Source organism: Marinobacter nitratireducens, assembly GCF_000708045.1.
GTDB classification, from domain to species: domain Bacteria; phylum Pseudomonadota; class Gammaproteobacteria; order Pseudomonadales; family Oleiphilaceae; genus Marinobacter; species Marinobacter nitratireducens.
Genome location: NZ_ANIE01000006.1, coordinates 19,132 through 36,355 on the forward strand (window position 1 = coordinate 19,132; position 17,224 = coordinate 36,355).

At 56.1% G+C, this 17,224-nt stretch carries 19 protein-coding genes; 12 read left to right on the plus strand and 7 right to left on the minus strand.

Features of this window, described 5'->3' with window-relative positions:
- Window positions 1–62: 62 nt before the first annotated feature.
- The 5 genes from D777_RS09675 to D777_RS09695 all read left to right on the plus strand — a co-directional run bounded on the left by D777_RS09675 (window position 63) and on the right by D777_RS09695 (window position 3,812).
- Window positions 63–938, plus strand: coding sequence for an AraC family transcriptional regulator (locus tag D777_RS09675; RefSeq protein WP_036131412.1), 876 nt, complete (start codon window positions 63–65; stop codon window positions 936–938).
- A gap of 104 nt (window positions 939–1,042) precedes the next feature.
- Window positions 1,043–1,471, plus strand: coding sequence for an SRPBCC family protein (locus tag D777_RS09680; protein ID WP_036131415.1), 429 nt, complete (start codon window positions 1,043–1,045; stop codon window positions 1,469–1,471).
- A 150-nt stretch (window positions 1,472–1,621) separates the two neighbouring features.
- Complete coding sequence (locus D777_RS09685) at window positions 1,622–2,422, plus strand: oxygen-binding di-iron domain-containing protein (protein ID WP_036131419.1); 801 nt, start codon at window positions 1,622–1,624, stop codon at window positions 2,420–2,422.
- 171 nt (window positions 2,423–2,593) lie between these two features.
- Entirely contained in the window at window positions 2,594–2,944 is a 351-nt protein-coding gene (locus D777_RS09690; protein ID WP_036131421.1) for a hypothetical protein, read from the plus strand.
- 145 nt (window positions 2,945–3,089) lie between these two features.
- Window positions 3,090–3,812 carry a YebC/PmpR family DNA-binding transcriptional regulator gene (locus D777_RS09695; protein WP_036131424.1) on the plus strand — a complete coding sequence of 241 codons (723 nt, stop codon included), beginning with the start codon at window positions 3,090–3,092 and terminating at the stop codon, window positions 3,810–3,812.
- Between the two features lie 65 nt (window positions 3,813–3,877).
- On the opposite strand, the gene D777_RS09700 is transcribed toward D777_RS09695, so the two are convergent.
- Window positions 3,878–4,483, minus strand: a complete 606-nt coding sequence (locus tag D777_RS09700) for a CAP domain-containing protein (RefSeq protein ID WP_036131427.1) — start codon at window positions 4,481–4,483, stop codon at window positions 3,878–3,880.
- A gap of 139 nt (window positions 4,484–4,622) precedes the next feature.
- On the opposite strand from D777_RS09700, the gene D777_RS09705 reads away from it, so the two are divergent.
- Window positions 4,623–5,369 (plus strand): glutamine amidotransferase, encoded by a 747-nt coding sequence (locus tag D777_RS09705; RefSeq protein WP_036131430.1) that lies wholly within the window; start codon window positions 4,623–4,625, stop codon window positions 5,367–5,369.
- 22 nt (window positions 5,370–5,391) lie between these two features.
- The gene (locus tag D777_RS09710) at window positions 5,392–6,843 is read left to right on the plus strand and encodes a phospholipase D-like domain-containing protein (protein WP_036131432.1); all 1,452 of its coding nucleotides are present in this window, start codon (window positions 5,392–5,394) and stop codon (window positions 6,841–6,843) included.
- A gap of 17 nt (window positions 6,844–6,860) precedes the next feature.
- Here D777_RS09710 and D777_RS09715 read toward each other — a convergent pair whose 3' ends face one another.
- A complete protein-coding gene (locus tag D777_RS09715) occupies window positions 6,861–7,400 on the minus strand; it encodes a class I SAM-dependent methyltransferase (RefSeq protein ID WP_081849532.1) in 540 nt (179 codons plus the stop codon).
- A gap of 274 nt (window positions 7,401–7,674) precedes the next feature.
- Between D777_RS09715 and D777_RS09720 the strand changes: the two genes are divergently transcribed.
- The 3 genes from D777_RS09720 (at window position 7,675) to D777_RS09730 (ending at window position 11,662) form a co-directional block, all read left to right on the plus strand.
- Window positions 7,675–8,697: a helix-turn-helix domain-containing protein gene (locus tag D777_RS09720; protein ID WP_036131437.1), complete on the plus strand. Its 1,023-nt coding sequence runs from the start codon at window positions 7,675–7,677 to the stop codon at window positions 8,695–8,697.
- Between the two features lie 253 nt (window positions 8,698–8,950).
- The gene (locus tag D777_RS09725) at window positions 8,951–10,762 is read left to right on the plus strand and encodes a choice-of-anchor D domain-containing protein (protein ID WP_036131439.1); all 1,812 of its coding nucleotides are present in this window, start codon (window positions 8,951–8,953) and stop codon (window positions 10,760–10,762) included.
- 78 nt (window positions 10,763–10,840) lie between these two features.
- A complete protein-coding gene (locus D777_RS09730; RefSeq protein ID WP_036131442.1) occupies window positions 10,841–11,662 on the plus strand; it encodes a DUF6160 family protein in 822 nt (273 codons plus the stop codon).
- A 14-nt stretch (window positions 11,663–11,676) separates the two neighbouring features.
- On the opposite strand, the gene D777_RS09735 is transcribed toward D777_RS09730, so the two are convergent.
- The 3 genes from D777_RS09735 to D777_RS09745 form a co-directional block, all read right to left on the minus strand.
- Window positions 11,677–12,657, minus strand: a complete 981-nt coding sequence (locus D777_RS09735) for a CobW family GTP-binding protein (protein WP_036131445.1) — start codon at window positions 12,655–12,657, stop codon at window positions 11,677–11,679.
- Window positions 12,658–12,722: 65 nt separating this feature from the next.
- Window positions 12,723–13,526, minus strand: coding sequence for an ABC transporter permease (locus D777_RS09740; RefSeq protein WP_036131448.1), 804 nt, complete (start codon window positions 13,524–13,526; stop codon window positions 12,723–12,725).
- Window positions 13,513–14,121 carry an ABC transporter ATP-binding protein gene (locus D777_RS09745; protein WP_036132000.1) on the minus strand — a complete coding sequence of 203 codons (609 nt, stop codon included), beginning with the start codon at window positions 14,119–14,121 and terminating at the stop codon, window positions 13,513–13,515. Before D777_RS09745 ends, D777_RS09740 begins: the two co-directional genes overlap by 14 nt.
- An 86-nt stretch (window positions 14,122–14,207) precedes the next feature.
- Between D777_RS09745 and rluF the strand changes: the two genes are divergently transcribed.
- On the plus strand, window positions 14,208–15,161 hold the full coding sequence (gene rluF / locus D777_RS09750; protein WP_036131453.1) for a 23S rRNA pseudouridine(2604) synthase RluF: 954 nt from the start codon (window positions 14,208–14,210) through the stop codon (window positions 15,159–15,161).
- A gap of 9 nt (window positions 15,162–15,170) precedes the next feature.
- Here rluF and thpR read toward each other — a convergent pair whose 3' ends face one another.
- Both thpR and D777_RS09760 read right to left on the minus strand, forming a co-directional pair.
- Window positions 15,171–15,722 carry an RNA 2',3'-cyclic phosphodiesterase gene (gene thpR, locus D777_RS09755; protein ID WP_036131456.1) on the minus strand — a complete coding sequence of 184 codons (552 nt, stop codon included), beginning with the start codon at window positions 15,720–15,722 and terminating at the stop codon, window positions 15,171–15,173.
- A gap of 27 nt (window positions 15,723–15,749) precedes the next feature.
- Complete coding sequence (locus tag D777_RS09760; RefSeq protein WP_036131459.1) at window positions 15,750–16,064, minus strand: putative signal transducing protein; 315 nt, start codon at window positions 16,062–16,064, stop codon at window positions 15,750–15,752.
- Between the two features lie 109 nt (window positions 16,065–16,173).
- Here D777_RS09760 and D777_RS09765 point away from each other — a divergent pair, with 109 nt between their 5' ends.
- Window positions 16,174–17,220, plus strand: a complete 1,047-nt coding sequence (locus D777_RS09765) for an alpha/beta hydrolase (protein WP_036131462.1) — start codon at window positions 16,174–16,176, stop codon at window positions 17,218–17,220.
- The last annotated feature ends 4 nt before the right edge of the window (window positions 17,221–17,224 follow it).

Below are 17,224 nucleotides of genomic sequence, written 5' to 3' on the forward strand. Positions count from 1 at the left end.
TTGACTAAATTTCGCTCGTGATGGACTATTTTTCGATTCACGGAAAAATAAAAGACCTCAAAATGGCTCAGACATCACAATGGCCGGTCCCCCAGGACAGCGTGCGTTACGTTGTTCCGGATCCGATTATCCGCCTGTTGGCAAAACACCCGCTGACCCGGGACCTCTATCCCCTGGCTTTCGGCCACTATCGCCGCGCCACCGGTCACCATATGCACCGGGAGCACCACAACGATCACCTGCTGATCTACTGCACAGAGGGTAAGGCATTCCTGAATGTGCTCGGCACACCCTACCAGGTAGAAGCCGGCGATTTGCTGTTGCTTCCGGCCGGAGCCAACCACCGCTATACAGCAGATCCGGACAACCCATGGACAATCCATTGGGTCCACTACACCGGCCCACTGGCCGAGGAGTTCCGTGCCTACATGGGATTCGACGAGACTGTGCGCATCCGCCATATAGGCCGCCAGCCGAGACTTCTGGTGGACTTCAACGGCCTTTTGTCCGTTCGCCAGACCGGTTTCCGGACCCGGGGCCTGGTTCATGCCGCCAACCGCTTACGCCAGCTCCTGACTGCGATCCCCATCACAGCCGATTCCGCGCCCCATGACGACAAAAACGAGCTGGACACCATTCACAGCTATATGCGGGAACACCTGGAAGACAGAATCTCACTGGAGCAACTGGCGGAGTTGGCCGGGCTGTCGCCCGCACACTTCGCCACTCGATACCGGGAAAAGACCGGCACATCGCCGATTCAGCACTTCCTCCACCTCAAGGTCGAGCGCGCCTGCCAGATGCTGGACAACACCGACCTGAGTTTTGCCGATATCAGCCGGCAACTGGGCTACGATGATGCCTACTATTTTTCCAGGCTATTCAAGAAAGTCATGGGCCAGTCGCCCCGGGATTACCGGCACACAGCCCGACACTGACACCAAGCGATTCGGGCCAGACTGGCACCTGTCTACAACTACGACTTTTGTTGTAGATGCGAACCGACTACTCTTGTTCCATCAAGTTTAAACAAGAGCGAGCCATGGCAATGTATACGATTGAGATCGATGAAACCTTTGACGTTCCCCGCAACCGGGTATTCGCCCTGTTTGCAGACCACAACCGGATCGGCAAGGTGCTTGGCGCACCGATCAAGCGCATCAAGGACAGTGACCAGGCGGACCCCAACGGCATTGGCTCAGTCCGTAAAATCGGTATCGGCCCGGTCGGGCTCGAGGAGACCATCCTCAACTTCGAACCCAACTCGCTTATCGAATATACCGTGACCAGTATGAGCCCGATCAAGAATCATCTGGGCCGAATCCGCTTTGAGGACACGCCGGAGGGACACACCCGGATCAACTACACCATTACGTTCGAGGACGTGGTTCCGCTGACCGGCAAAATCGTCCGTACCGCGCTCGAGCAAGGAATCCGGCGAGGAATTAAGCGGGTACCCGATCTGGCGTGAGTGATTGATAGATCGCAACAAACCGTTACTTGATGGATATCAGATTCTTGACCTGAGGCAATAGGTTATACCTGCTGATTTTGTAATCTCCGCGCAATTGCATTATCCGGCCATCCCGGCCGGAAAATCTTGTTCTGCGGGGAACCCAATATGGCAGCTGAGCCAATCGTCCTGTTTGATAACGGGCACCACAAGTGCCTGATGTTTGATTCGCTGGTCAGCGGCGAAGGCGTTCAATCAAACCAGTTTCTGATCGTCGACGGAAAACACGAAGCGCTGATTGATCCTGGCGGGGATCTGACCTACACGCCGTTGTCCGTCGCCGCGTCCCGCTATATGAATATCCGGGACATGGATTATGTTTTCGCCTCCCACCAGGACCCGGACATCATCGGCGCGATTGATCGATGGATCGTCCATACCCGGGCCAAAATTGTCACCTCACGCCTGTGGGCCCGTTTCCTGCCTCACCTGGTGTCCAGTTATGTTACCAACCAGTTATCCGGCAGCGTTTATGACCGCATCGTCAGCGTCCCGGACGCCGGTGCCAACGTAAAATTCGGGGATTCATACCTTCAATGTCTGCCCGCCCACTTTATGCATTCGGTGGGCAACCTTCAGTTCTACGATCCGGTTTCAAAGATTCTGTTTTCAGGTGACCTCGGCGCTTCCCTGGGGGGCGAAGATGACCATCTGCCGGTAAAGGACTTCAAGAAGCACATACCCTCCATGATTGGCTTTCACCGACGCTACATTGCCTCGAAGACAGTTTGCCAACTTTGGGCCAACATGGTCCGCGAGATGGATGTGGTTGCCATTGTTCCCCAGCACGGAAAGCGTTTCGAGGGCCCGGAGATGGTGAATCGATTCCTGGACTGGGTCAGCGGGATGGACTGCGGTATCGACTTGATGACACAGGAAAATTACCAATGCCCGGTGGATTACGTCTGACCCGGTAGGTACTTCCCACATTGTCATTAAAGGTCAAGCCAACGGATAGCTCTGGCGAAGCGAAAAATGATTGTGTACAACTGTACACATAACAAGGTGAGGCCAGGACGGCCCGCGACAAAAACAGACGAAGGCATCCCATGTTTGTTTTATTGCTTCAAGGAGATTTTTATGACCTTCATTAATCCGAGATTGATCGGCTTGACCCAGGAAAGGGCTATTGAGGACAACACCGGCGTTGATGACCTCCACATTGGATGGCAAAACGAGTTTGCTTCACAGGTGCAGAAAGACCCAATGGGGAATACACACCGGGCGCCCGTTGTGCGCTGGGTCCAGGATGGCGAGCACCACTATTTTGTGCCCCGCCTGAGCTTTAGCCTGAATGTCACCGAAACCCCCTGGTTGCGGAAGATACTCGGCCTGGAAAATGAGCCGACCTACACTATCGACACAGCTGCGCTGATCAAAACCATAGAACGCAAGCTGCTCAGCGAATCCCACCAGGGTCTGGTGCTTTAACCAATCCCACTTGCACACAGCCGGTTCACCCCGGCTGTGTGCAACACTCCCCGAGCCGCCCTCCCAATTCCGCAAATAGGCCTGTCCCAAAAGGGCAGAGTTCAGTAAAATTCCACCCTTTTCGAGGAAGAAGGGAAAGCGCGTTATGGGCAGAGCCTACCAGAACCGCAAAGAATCAATGGCCAAAACGGCCGCGGCAAAAACCAAGGTTTACAGTAAATACGGTCGCGAGATCTACGTGTGCGCAAAATCCGGCGGCGTGGACCCAACAGCCAACCTGTCACTGCGCGGACTGATCGAGCGCGCGAAAAAAGACCAGGTACCGGCCCACGTTATTGAAAAGGCGATCGACAAAGCCAAAGGCGGCGGAGGTGAAGACTACTCCCCGGCCCGCTATGAGGGTTACGGCCCCGGCAACTGCATGGTGATCATTGATTGCCTGACCGACAACCCGAACCGCACCTTTGGTGATGTCCGTCTGGCTTTCACCAAAACCAAATGCAAGATCGGCACACCGGGCGCCGTTGCCCACATGTTTGATCACTGCGCCATCTTTGCTTTCAAGGGCCAGGACGAAGAGGCTGTACTGGAAGCACTGATGGAAGCAGATGTCGACGTGACCGACATTGAGAACGAAGACGACACCATTACCGTATTCGCGCCGCATACCGAATACGCCAAGGCCAAGCAGGCCCTGGTCGATGCGTTCGGAGAAATAGATTTCGACGCGGATGAAATACAGTTCGTGCCGAAAACCACCACGCCGGTGGAAGGCGACGATATCCCGCTGTTTGAAAAGTTCATGGATATGCTGAACGACCTGGACGACGTTCAGAACGTTTTCCACAATGCCGAAGTGGCAGAGTAAGTAGGCCGTTCAGGCAAGGCTGGAGCGACAACTGCGATCAATGGCAATTGTCGCTCCACCAGTCTTTAACGAGGCTTTGCGAAGACCTGGGTCCAGTAGTTGTCGTAGTCGGCGGAGGAGGCATTCACGCGCTCAACGGCAAACTCTGAAAAACGCGGATCCATGATGTTCTTACAATGGCCAGGGCTGTTCAGCCAACCTTTCATCACCGTAGAAACTTTGTCGTACCCTGCAGCGATATTTTCACCCGCCACGGACCACTGATACCCGGTCTCGGTAATGCGGTCGCCCACTCTTAACCCATCTGAACCGATGTGGCTGAAGAAGTTGTTTGTTGCCATGTCACGGCTATGTTTGAGCGCAGCACCTTTAATTGGACAGTTGTACCGTATTTCAGGAGCGGCCTGATAGTACTCGGTACCACAGTATCGTCCGCGGCTTCGGGCGGCGTTTACATACTCCAGCATTGCTGCCTGGTATTCCTCTACGTCACATCCATCGACTACGATAGTCACCGGTCCTTCGGCTGACCCCGAGTTAGTCTCACTTGCATCAGAAAGCGCGGATCCTGCACTGCCCGACGTCGCGGTGGCACTGGAGCCACCGCCACCGCAGCCGACGAGCAGAAGACTGAACACGACATAAAGGGCAGAATTAGTTCGCAAAGACATTTACTATTTACCTAAAGGACCTGAAATTTACGCGCAGTTTACGTGTGAAAAATTTCGACGGATGTGCGCAATTCGCGCAAATTACAAATCATTACTTTGCTATACATAACCCACGATCTTTCTTTCACCCGGGTAATAAATGAACGCCACTAACGCCGCAGAAATACGTATCGCCATCCTTAAAACCGGATCCACCTACACAGAGCTGGAGCGTGACTTCGGGGACTTCGAAAACTGGTTCGAGGAGTACCTGAATCAACCTGCCGTGCGAACCACCGTGATTGACGTCACCGGTGGCAAACCGGATTCTCAGCCTTCCGAATGGGACGGCATCGTTGTGACAGGATCACCGGCAATGGTCAGTGACAAAGAAGCATGGAGCGAAGACACTGCCCGCTGGTTAGCACAAGCCGTCACTAACGAAGTTCCGGTATTCGGCGTGTGCTACGGACACCAGCTACTGGCCCATGCTATGGGTGGTAAAGTGGGCTATCACCCAAACGGCCGTGAAACCGGAACTCATGAGGTGGAGCTCACGGAAGCGTCGGCATCCGATCCCTTGTTCTGTTCATTACCCAAAACGTTTCGAGCTCAACTCACCCATAAACAGTCTGTTCTGGAACTTCCTGACAATGCGGTTCTTCTCGCCAGAAACGACTTCGAGCCGCACGAGTCATTCCGGATTGGTCAGTGGGCCTGGGGCGTTCAGTTCCATCCTGAGTTCTCTGCGGACATCATGCGTGGCTATCTGAGGGTTCAGACGCCGGAACTGAAGAACGAGGGCATAACACCCGAAACCCTTCTGGATAACGTGAGCCCCACACCGGAAGCAACCAGCCTGCTAACTCGCTTCGTCGAGCTGGTTCGGCAAAGGAAAGCCACTTAATCACTGGAAATGGAACAACCTGATGACATTGAAGCTAATTCTGGCATTAACGGTGCTCACGTTGGTTGCAGTCGGTGTCTATCACACGAACAAGGCGCTTCCTGAAGGGCTCAGTTATCGCGGTGACATCAGGCCTCTCCATGGGGCGACGCTACTGACCGATCTCACCTACCATCACCAGGACGGCTCAGAAACCCGCCATCACGAAATATTCGACGAAGCCTTCCGCATGATCGGGCAAGCGCAGCATTTCATCCTGGTCGACATGTTTCTTTACAACAGCACTCGACCAGAAGGCGTTCCACATCGTCCGCTGGCAAAAGAGCTGTCCCAAGCGCTCATCGAAAGCAAAAGAGCCAGGCCCAGCCTTTCCATTACCGTCATTTCTGATCCGCTGAATACCATGTATGGGGGGACCTCTTCACCATGGTTCGAGGCTCTCAGGGCTGAGGGTATTACCGTCATAGAAACCAACCTGTTACCCATGCGCGACAGCAATCCGGCCTGGTCGTCAATGTGGCGGATCTGCTGCCGCTGGTCAGGCAACGACTCGAGCGCAGGGTGGCTAGGAAACGCCCTGGGTAGCCAGCCCGTCACACTTCGCAGTTACCTGGCTCTCCTCAACTTCAAAGCCAATCATCGGAAATTGCTTGTTGTCGATGAGCAGGACTCGCTAAGGGCTCTGGTCACATCCGCCAATCCTCATGACGGCAGCAGTCGCCACAGTAATGTCGGATTGAGCTTTCAGGGCGCAGCCGCAAGGGATGTGTTACGCAGCGAGTTGGCTGTGATGGCGATGTCAGGCGCGGAGACCAGCGCCTTCGAAAAGTGGCTCGACACACCCAATGCGCCTTCTGAGACGGTCACAGAGGTGTCTAAGTCCGGCGAAATATCAATACTGACCGAATCCGCGATCCGGGACCGAATATTGAATATGATCTCGGACGCGAAACGGGGGGATCACCTCGATCTCGCCGTGTTCTATCTGTCCCACCGCGCGACCATCGAGGCTCTCCTCAATGCGGTCGGTCGAGGGGTAAAAATCCGGGTACTCCTGGACGCCAATAACGAAGCGTTCGGACATCAGAAGAGCGGGATCCCCAACCGGCAAGCCGCGATGGAACTCCATCATGCTGGCGTCCCGGTACGCTGGTGCAATACGCTCGGAGAGCAATGCCACAGCAAGTTACTGATGCTCAGGCCTGCCCGAGGCGCGCCCCAGCTTTTACTGGGCTCTGCCAACTTTACCCGACGAAACCTGGATGATCTCAATCTGGAAACCAGTGTCTGGCTTTCTGTACCGCAGGAATCGGCCATTGTCCAAAAAGCCGTTGCTTTTTTCGACCAGCAGTGGAGACACGGTCCGGATCAAGATCCGGTGATGAGCCTGCCCTATGACACCTGGGCCGATGAATCCAGATTTCGCTACTGGCGATACCGCATCATGGAATTCACGGGGCTATCGACGTTCTAGCATCACCCGATGTCTTATCAGAGCGGCTTTCGTAACATAGCAACATCTTTTGCAGGTATTTCCAAATGCCAGTCATGCTGCTCTGCAAGCACCCGGAAGGTTTGCTCCCGATAGAACACCACGTGCGTTGGATCCCGGCGATAATGCCAGTTGGCAAACCGATCGTCGTCGGTCTGGAAGCAGGTCATGATACCAAGCCAACCGCCGGGCTTTAGCAGCGTGTCCAGGGTTTGAAAGACTTCTGCCGGGGCATGGAGGTGTTCGACAACTTCGGTACAGGTGATAAAGTCATACTGATCCTCAAGCACCGACGGATCCGGCTGAAAAAAAGGATCAAAAAGGCGCATCGTCATTCCCGCCTCTACCAGCATCCCGGCCAGTACTGGCCCCGGGCCACATCCGAAATCAAGCCCAATGCTCCCCCCATCGACGCGCTTCAACAAGGGGTCCGCCAACTTGGAGAGAAAACGGCGATAGCCGGGATCATCTTCGGTATTTTCATGCAGTTCGTAGATCCTCCTTTCCTCCGACTCGGACAACCGACAGGCTTCCGTCATCACGGTGGCCTCGCAGGATGAACAGCGCAAATACGCGAGTCCTCCCACCTCTGAAAAAAGACTTAACACCCCTTTGATACAGACCGGACAATGCTCCATACGCCCCCCAAACCTAAATTATGTTTCATTGTCATTTCCGGCCATGACCGCTGATTCGTGACCTGCCACGAAATTCCCTCATTGACCCCGTGCCTATACTGGCCGGGCAAATAATAACAACCGCAAGCACATGACGACATAAAACCGGGCATGCCCCCGGTTCAGGGAAGGAAACATGGAAACTTCAAACCGAATCGCACAGGAAGTGCCGATCATGTCGGCACGCTATGCGCGACGCTTTATCCAGTTCATGGAACGCCGTGGGGTGAAACGTCAAGCACTCATCAAAGACACGAACATCAATGAAGAACAACTCGAGAACCAGGAGGCCTGCCTATCGATCAATCAGGTCATGAGGCTTCTGGAAAACGCCAACTGGCTGATGGTGGATGAGCGGGCCCCATTCCAGTTTGGCCAGCAACTTGATCTTCCAAGCCACGGATTACTCGGTTTTGCTGTACTGGGTCAGGAAAATCCGAGACAGCTGATCGGCATGATCGTTCAGTACCTCCGGGTCGGGCTGCCCTTGATGGATATGGACCTGAGTTCAACCGGATCGACGTTCCGCATTCGCCTGATAGATACCTGGGAGCTGGGTGCGCTCCTCCCCTGCGTTGCCAAGATATACATGGGGAGCATTTACAGAATTGCGTCCCAGGTTTGTGATCATTTCGAGATCCAGTTCTGCTTTCCTTCGGGCATCAAAGATGAGGCGTGGCGTACAGTAGCCGGCAATACCGACTTCCGTTTTGATCAGCCCTACAACCAGGTCACGATGCCACTTGCCGGGCGCCCTGCTCGACCTGATGATGCCACTCTGGAGTTTCTGGTCGCCCGCAATCGCCAATCCACGGAAGAACGTAGCCGGGAGTCTGACGAGACAGTGATGCAGGTACGGGAAATGATCATGAGTCAGCCGGGCCGGCCATGTACGACCGAAAATATTGCCCGCAGACTCGATATAAGTGCCCGTACCCTTCGACAGCACCTTTCCGCCGCAGGGACCTCCTTCCGGAAGCTCAGAAATGAGATTCGCGAGAGTTTTGCAACACTGTATCTCAAAGACACCAACGTCCCGCTGGAATCCATTGCCGACAAACTCGGCTTCAGTGATCAGGCAGGTTTTACCAAGGCCTATCGTTCCTGGACAGGCACCACCCCCGGCGATGTCCGACGACAAGCCCGGCAGAAAAACTGAACACTCCAATCACACTTTCAATTTGAAACCAGTCACGGTTTCAACATTATTTACACATCCTCTCCGCTTTGGACAAAAAGCCTGCCGTGGCAAGCAATGACCCACAGCAGGCTTCCCGTGCCTAATGATGCGGCACTCATGCGCACAGAAGCGCGTGGCAAAGGGATCTTTGCAAGTCCGATTGAGCAGTCCGTGTCGGTGTTGTCTGCAGCCCTCTCTCAACAACAACGAACGCTTTACAAAGGACGAATTCATGAAATGCAGGAATCTCAACGCAGGGGTCCGCAAGCTTGGGCCGGCCATCGCTGCAGCAGCGCTGATGGCCGGCGGCGGTCAGGCCGCCGCCGCTCCAGTATCTCTTACTCTCGACTTCTCTTGCCCCTTCCCGCTGATCGGTGACCAGCCGATCCGGGCTGAAATCAGTGCCGACATCCCGGCAACAGCCACCGTTGGCAACCCAACCCCGGAATTCGAAGTAACCGCGCTGACCGTGGTGAACGAGGATTCCCGTACCGGGCTTAAGCTTGTAGGCTCCGAAACGGTGGAAGGCTCCGCCGTTTCCTATAACGAGGTGGTGACTCAAAGCCGCACGCTGGATCAGATCGTCAACCTCTCGATTCCCCAAACCCCGATTCCCAATGAAACGGGCGAGTTCACGGTTCCCGCGACAGGCAACGCGCCGGCGGTCACCTTTACCGACCAGGATGTCGGTGAAGCGGAAATCCGCGTGGGCGCTCTATCCCTGAGCCTGATCGCCCGCACCGCGAATGGCGACATTGCCCCAGCACCCATCGGTGAAATCGACACTGACTGTACTCAACTTGCCGGTCAGAACAATCTGCTGCAAACCATCATGGTTGAAGGTGACGTGGTTGAAACACCCCGCATTGCCGTTAACCGCGAGGAAGTTGCCTTTGGCAACGTACAGGCGGGTCTGACTGAACAGGACACCATTACAATCACCAACACAGGCAACGCTGCCCTGGGCATTAATGGCATCAGCATCGCCGGTGCCGACAGCATTGCCTTCATGCAAACCAACAGCTGCAGCACTATCGCACCGAATGCGGCCTGCGATGTCGACGTTACCTACATTCCAAGCGGCGAAGGTAGCCAGACTGCAACCCTCACCATTGCCTCTACTGACGCAGAAAACCCGAGCGTCGACGTCGCATTGAGCGGTAACAGCGTGCTCGCCCCGGTACCAGAGATCGGCGTTAACCCCGGCTCGGTTGACCTCGGCCGTCTACTTCTGGGTGAAAGTTCCTCCGCTCAGGTAACGGTATCCAACAGTGGTAACGAAACCCTGCTGATCAATGGCATCAGCCTGACCGGCTCCGATGCGTCTGAATTTACCCAGACCAACAACTGCACCACCGTTGCTCCCGATCAGAGCTGCACCATCGATCTGGCGTTTACCGCCGGCGCTGTGGGTGTCAGCAATGCTCAGCTTGTGATTGCCTCAGACGATCCGGAAAACCCGGAGATCACGGTCCCGGTCACCGCTGAAGGGTATGAGGAAACCGGCTCTGTGATTGAATTGCTGCTGGCCCTTGAAGGCTCCACCTACATCAAATCTTCCGGCAGCACCCTGCCCCTGAATGGCAGCATCGCAACCGCTCTTGACCTCGCCTCAGGCACATTCGAAGCAGATCTGGCGGTTGATCCCACCGTGGGCAACTTCTCCATCAAGCTCCTGTTCAGCCGCCTGAACGCGGTTGCTAACGTCGAGTTCGAGCAAGCAGAGATGACCACCGGCACGCTGATCAATGGCGAACTGACCGCCAACTCACACCTCTACGTGAAGGTGCCCAGGGTTGCACTCAAGCTGTTCGGCATTCCGTTCAAAGTGGGCGGCGGTGACCAGTGCCAGACCATTGAGCCCGTGGACATCACCCTGACCTCTCCCGAGGGATCCAACTTCTCCCCAGCCACCGGCGGCAACGTGAGTGGCGAGTACACCCTGCCTCCACTGGAAAACTGTGGACTGCTGACCGACGTTCTCAACCAGTTCCTCACCGGCCCCGGCAACACCATCGACCTGATGCTGACACCGGAGCAGTAAGGAAGCGGGCATAACGATGCCCTGGCCTGCCGGCTCTGCCGGCAGGCACCCAACGACAAAAAAGAAAGGAAATCTGAAATGAAAAGCCTGAAAAAAACAGCGTTAGTGCTGGCCGTAGCCGGTTTGCCCCTGGCGGCGCAAGCCGAGCTAAAGCCCCTCGAAGACACTCACATGGGTAACATTACCGGCCAGGCCGGTGTCACCATCGAACTGGAAACCAAGGTCAACATCGGCGAGTTCAAATACACCGATGAGGGCTCCCTCTCCATCCGCGACATCTCAATCGGCGGTGCAAACCGGACCGACCTGTTCGAAGAGATCACCGATCCTGCCATCCGAAATATGGCGTTCGGGACCACCAGTGACCTGATCGACAACATCAAGGTCGAGATCGACGTCGCCGCTGACGGTGACGCCCTGATCAATGTCTGGCCACTTACCGCCGCGCCGATCGACTTCGGCATCAGCACCGGCGAGTGGACCCTCGAAGGCCAAACGGACACCACCCTTCTGGCCAACAACTTCTCGATGGTCGGCGCCGTCACCAAACTCGGCCTGACGGTGGATACCGCCACCGACACCCTGAATCTGAACACCATGTTCGGCATTTCCGATCTGGATGTGGATATCCCGTTCCTCGCTCTCGGCATCCGTGATCTGAAACTCACCGGCGACCAGTACCTGGAAAACCCGGGCATCCTGACTATCGGCGCAACCGTCGATATGGATATCTACAACGGTACCCGCGCCAATGGCGGCGATGCCCTGGCAATCGACCTCAACACCTTCAAAGCGGACATGACCGTTGGACAGGTGCTGGTGGGAGGAACGTCAATCGGGTCCCTGACCATCGACAACCTGGCCGTTCAGAATACCGCTATGCGTATCTACGGCCACTGATCCAGGTTCGTTGTTCAGCCCTCACACAGGGCGCTACGTAACTGTTGATCCAGCCCGGCAGTCTCTATTGGCTCCGGGCTGATCACTTCCAGTCTGGATTGGTCACGGGGCTCCGTATCCAGTACTGAAAGGGCACCATCGACCACATTAATCGCCCGCCACCCCTCTGTCGTTCGGACCACTGCCTTGAAACGTACGAGGCGGCTGTCCATGGACATAACCAGTAGGGCACTCTCGTCAAAGACACCATCCGGGTGAATCCGCCAGCCAACACTATGGAATCCCTGCCCTGAGTTTTCCGCCACCTGCCATGGTGCCTCGTCAATGGAAACAGGTTCCTTCACCTCGTGGGCGTGATGGTGGTGATGCGCATCTGGCTGAGACACTTCGGAAAGCGCGGTGTTTCCATCCAGCCACTCCGGACGCAACTTCCCGTAACGGGTCCGGAATACGGTTTTTTTCTCCGGCCGAAGATCACCGGCCCATTGATCGAACCGGAGGAGTTGCTCAGGGCTGCTCAGATCAGTCTTATTGGCGACCAGGATGTCTGCGGCCGCAACCTGATCCCGGAACTGAACATTCTCCCGCACTTTCTGGTCATCGAGTTTTCGGGGATCGACCAGAGTAATGACCGGTCCCAGGTCCAGCACATCGGCATAGTGTTCGCTGGTCAGGGTTTCCAGTATTTGTGAGGGGTGGCCAAGCCCTGTGGGCTCAATGATCAGGCGATCTGGGCGAGCCTTGTGGATCAGCTGGTTGAGGCCGATCTGCATCGGCAGGCCGGCGACACAACACATGCAGCCACCGGGAATTTCCTTGATAAAGGCCCCGTTGGTCTGCAAAAGGGCCCCATCGATCCCAACTTCGCCGAACTCGTTCACCAACACCGCCCAAACCTCATCGTCGGGTTTGGACTTCAGGAGGTCCAGAATCGCCGTGGTTTTGCCGACGCCGAGAAAGCCGAGGATCAGGTTGGTGGGTATGGGTTGTTTCATGATGGGTCTACCGCCAGATAAAACGTTATACTATAACACTTTTTAGCATCACGAAATCCCAGTGTTCAATGTTTCTTTCTCACCAGACGATCCAACCGAAGTCGTTCACGATCATCAAACATGCAACGACTGCCCCAGGCAACCGCGATCAAGGTTCCGAAGCCGGTTCCAACAGTGATCGTCAGCATCACCAGTATCTGGTATTTCACCGCCACGGACGGCGGACTGCCGGCGAGAATCTGGCCAGTCATCATACCCGGAAGACTGACAATGCCCGCTGCGGCCATGGCGTTGATGGACGGCATCATACCGCTGCGCATCGCTTGCCGACGGATACTCTCAAGTGCCGAACGCCAGGTCTCACCCAGCATAAGACGGTTCTCAATGACAGCGCGCTGGCTCCAGACCGATTCGGTCAACCGGTCGAGACTCAAGGCAACACCGGTCATGGTATTTCCAAGCATCATACCTAGCAGCGGAATGGCGTATTGGGGCGAATACCAGGGGTCCGGACCGATCACCACGGCCAGAATCAGCACCGTTACCGTGAACGAGGAAACAAACATGGCGCCGGTACCGATCCCGAACGACCAGAATCCCTTGAGACGGCGCTGTTGTCGGGCAACCACTTCCCGACCCGCTACCAGCAGCATGATCACCGCCAGCAACGCTATCCAGTAGAACTCAGAAGACGCAAAAAGCGCCTCCAGAACCAGACCAATCAATGCCAGCTGAATAATGGTACGGGCACTGGCAATGAACAGGGTTCGAACGATACCGAGGCGAGCGACCATGCTGACACCGCCCAGCGCCAGAATCAGCAGCGCAGCCAATGCCAGTTTCCACCAGGCCAGGTCAATCACTTCCATCGATTTGCTCCAGTGTTGTGCCCGCTATCACATAGTGGCGGTCCGCCACACGCTCTATTTGACTGTGGTCGTGAGCAACCCATATCACCGGTACCTGTGACTTATGGATCTCCGCTTTCAGCCAGGCCTCCACCCGACGGGTCATGGACTCATCCAGATTGGCGGTCGGTTCATCCAGCAGAAGGGCTTTTGGGGATCTGGCCATGGCCCGCAGCAAGGCAAGCCGCTGCCTTTCTCCTGACGACAGCCGATCCACCGTCCAGTCCATCACGTCATTGCTGAACCCAAAGGCTTCCAGAGCCACCAGGTCGCAGTGTTCCGGAAAATGTTCCCCCACCGACTCGAACCACCACTGACTGTCGGCCGGAACCATCATCGCCTGCCTGCGCCAATGGCTTGCCGGCATAGACAACTGGGAAACATCGTCCAGATAGGCACATCCATCATGAGGTTCAAGATCCGCAATGGCTCTCAGAAGCCGACTTTTGCCGCTGCCGGAGGGACCGGATATGCAGACGACCTCGCCTGCACGCACGGTCAGGTTGACGCCAGCCAGCGCGCCGATGGAAAGCGCTTCAATTTTCAGAGTTGTCACAAAGGCCCCGGAATCGTTGGGTCGGATTTTTCTCGCCAATATACCTGTTATTATGCGCTTTCTCATTTTCTGCTCCCGGATGCTTCATGACCAGCTCTGCCTCCAAACGTCTCAACAAATACATCAGCGAAAGCGGTCTGTGTTCACGCCGTGAAGCCGACCGTTACATCGAGCAGGGGCAGGTGTTTATCAATGGTCAGCGGGCGCAGGTGGGTGACCAGGTCATGCCCGGCGACTCAGTAAAAGTGAACAATCGTCTGGTCAAACCCCGGGCCGAGGAAGATCTTGTCTTCATTGCTCTGAACAAACCCGTGGGCGTTGTTAGCACAACTGATAGCGCTGAGCGGAACAACATCCAGCGATTTGTCGGCCACAGCACCCGCATCTTCCCAGTTGGCAGGCTGGACAAGGATTCCCAGGGTCTGATCTTCATGACCAGCAACGGAGACCTGGTCAACAAGATCCTCCGAGCAGGCAACAATCACGAGAAAGAGTATGTCGTGACGGTGAATAAGCCCGTGACCCGTGAGTTTGTCCAGAACATGGCGTCCGGCGTGCCAATTCTCGGAACGGTCACCAAGAAATGCAGGGTCAAACAGGAGTCCCGGTTTGTCTTCCGCATCACACTCGTCCAGGGGCTGAACCGCCAGATTCGCAGGATGTGTGAGTATTTCGACTATGAAGTGACGAAACTGGAGCGGGTTCGAATCATGAACATCGAACTCGGCAACCTTCCGGTTGGCCAGTGGCGGGATCTCACGAAACAGGAACTGAGTATTCTCTTCGATGCCATCAAGGATTCTTCGTCCGAAGCCCCTCCGGGCACGAAACGGGAAGTGAAGCAATCCGCACCGGCGAAAACCAGACGACATGCCAGCGGGCAGGACCGATCCGGTAGCAGGCAGAAAAAAGCGGGCAAACCAGGCCGTCCCTCGCGGCCCGGCAAGCCGGGCGCGAGCGGAAAACCAGCCAGACCCGGTATGCCGGCCAAACCCGGCAAGGCAGGCAAGAGTCGCCAGCGCAGCCCTAAACGCGGTTAGCCCACACGTTCAATCGGGCTCTGAAAGAGGAAAACGCTCTTTCACGGTGTACTCAGAGCCGTCCGGCTTCAACGTACTCTGAAACAGGGCAACCTCCTGAACCGGGAAGCAACCAAACGCCTCGCTGTGCCACTGATCCAGCAATGCCTCAACGGATCCACTGTGCCTCCGGAATCGGGCCAACGTTATGTGAGGACGGAATCGTCGGGCCTCAAACTCGAAGCCAACAGTCTCCAGCCTCCTTCTCAATTCATCGTGCAGTGCGGCCACAGGCGCTTCGGGAAAGGTTCCTGCCCAGAGATTGCGGGGTGAAGAGGGAGCGCCAAAGCAACCGACACCCTCAATCCAAAGATCAAAGACCGTCGCCAGATTTCCATCGAGGGCATCTTTGAGCTGGAACATCCGTTCCTCGTTGACCTCGCCCAGGAATACCAGCGTCAGGTGCAACTGGCTGGCACTCTGCCACCGGGCGCCTTTCACACCCGAGGTCGTTTCACGGACCTCCAGCAGGTTTGACTTTACCCGGTTCGGCAATTCCAGCCCCAAAAACAGGCGTGCCATGACTCTCTCCCAGAAGCGACCGGCCGATTACAGGTATACCAATACAAACACCACAACGATAAACGCCAGCAGGAACCAGCGCGCATAGGCATCGGGCTTGTCCTCCAGTTCGTCCGTGACGGCCACGGCATGCCCGCCCGCTTCATACTCCTTCACCAGTTCTCTTGCCCGGTACAGATCCTCATCCGCCACGTGCACGTTGGTGAAACCGGCAGCGCCAATTTCCCCCATGGCGCCCTGCAAGTAATGTCCCCCCACAAACGATTCAATACCGTTAGCCTCCAGGAGACCGGCCACAATGTGCGCCTCGGTGATATCCCGGGCACGATACGCTATCTGCATCGCCCTACTCCTTCTGTGATTCGAAAGGGCAGCACCCACCCAAATGAACGGGTATTATCTTCATCTTAGTTTGCCCCGTACCATCGGGCTAATTGGACACGGAGACTCTATGCTCTGGATTCTGCTTGCAATCGTTGCCCTTATTATCGTGGCAACGCTGGTGCTTTTCCGGCTCGAAGACCTTTCCCATCTGGACAGCCATGACTACCCGGTGCGGGATGGTCACCCCAGCGAAGCCAACAAGAAAGTCCTCGGACGCATTCGCGAAATGGGTGAAAGCGGCCGGGGGCTTCGAGGCAGGGCCCGGCTGATGGCGCTCCGCAAGCATATGGACGGACTTAGCGAAGGCCTCGAGCTGGAATCTGAATTCCGGCATTGCCCGGAGCCCCGGGGTGAATGGGTCATTGCACCTGGGGTCGATACCGCAAGGCGCGTGCTCTACATTCACGGTGGCGCCTGGGCTGCTGGTAGCCCGCGAAGCCACAGGGCCATCACCGATCGGTTCTCTCACATCGCCAATGCAGCGGTGTTTGCGGTGGACTATCGGCTGATGCCAGAACACCGGTACATGGATGGGGTCCGGGATTGCCGCCGCGCCTACAGCTGGCTGCTCGAGAATGGCCCGGATGGACCGGAGAAATCCGAGTTCATGGTGATCGCCGGGGACTCGGCGGGCGGCAGCCACACCCTTGGTCTGCTGGCGTGGATACGTGACAACGGCCTGAAACAGGCCGACGCTGCCGTAGCCCTCTCGCCTTCGACAGACCTGACTCTGACGGCGCCCAGCAATCGCAACAATATCAGCACCGATCCCCTGTTGGGTCCGGTTTTTGGCGGACTCGCGAAGATACCGTTGCCAGTGATCTGGTGGGCGACCTGGGCCGCGTTTCGGGTCTCACCCACGAGCCCGGTTGCATCCCCACTGCGCGGCGACCTGAGTCACCTGCCACCAACACTGATTCAAGCCAGCGATTCCGAAATGCTCCTGGACAACGCACGCCGCTACGCGGGCAAAGCGACAGCCCAGGGATCGCCTATTCAACTGCACACGTGGCCCGGGATGGTACACGTCTGGCAGATATTCACCCCGCTTCTCCCAGAAGCCGAGGACGCCTTTGATGACATTGGGACATTTCTAGCGGGGGTGAAGCCGTAGGTCG